The sequence below is a fragment of the Mucilaginibacter sp. P5_A4 genome, assembly GCF_056400605.1.
In genome coordinates this window covers 1-897 of record NZ_JBFUKX010000159.1, presented here as the reverse complement: position 1 = coordinate 897, position 897 = coordinate 1, and the positions used below count along the sequence as shown (strand labels likewise).

Sequence of the window (897 nt, the reverse complement as noted above, 5' to 3'; positions counted from 1 at the left end):
TTTTGATGCAGCAAACAAATTTTCAATTTGAAATTGTTATTGGCGATGATTGCTCTACCGATGGTACATCCGAAGTGCTAAAAAAGTATAAAGAGAAGTATCCGGAAATAGTAAAGATCATTTCTGCTAAAAAAAACGTAGGCGCTCACCAGAACATGATCGATACAGTTAAAAACTGTAAAGGGAAATACATTGCGCTTTGTGATGGGGATGATTACTGGACAGATGCCTGCAAACTGCAAAAGCAAGTCGATTTTTTAGAGCAAAATCCAGATTATGTTATGTGTTGCCATTATACGCGGGTAATTGATACCAATAATAATACCCTTTATGTCGATCCAAATCCATTACCATTAGTGCATACTTATCATGACCTGCTTACCGGTAAACAAGAGGAAACAAAAACAGCAACGGTAGTATACCATAATAGCGCGCAAATACATCAGTTATTCCAAAAGTCGTGGTACTTTAAATGTTATGCGGCCGATAAGTTTTTAAAGATATTTGCGACATTCAATACTGGTCGTAAAATTTATGTAATGCCCGAGATAATGAGCTGTTATCGTAATCATGTTGGCGGTATATGGAGTATGATTAAGGTTGAAGCCCGAATGGAAATGGTGATAAGTGATTTTAACCTTATCATTAAACATTTTAGATATCGCGGAATGCAGAAGAAAAAGCTTTTGTTGTTGTATATAAAAAGGTATATATTATTTGAGCTGAAAAAGTATAGAATACGCAAAGCTTATGACACTGTAAAGTATCTGCTTTAGTCCCTTTTTGATATTAATTTTCAGGAAGACAACCTCATTGTCTGTGTAACAACACCCCAAAATGGTTGTTCGTTGTCTATTTTACAGCCAATAAATGTTTTAACAGGAATTCCCTGTTGAT

At 35.1% G+C, this 897-nt stretch carries 1 protein-coding gene; it reads left to right on the top strand.

The annotated features are described in order from the left end of the window. Positions 1 to 776: glycosyltransferase (locus AC1DQW_RS27795; protein ID WP_477457039.1), on the top strand; the 776-nt coding region annotated here is incomplete at its 5' end. Positions 777 to 897: the final 121 nt, after the last annotated feature.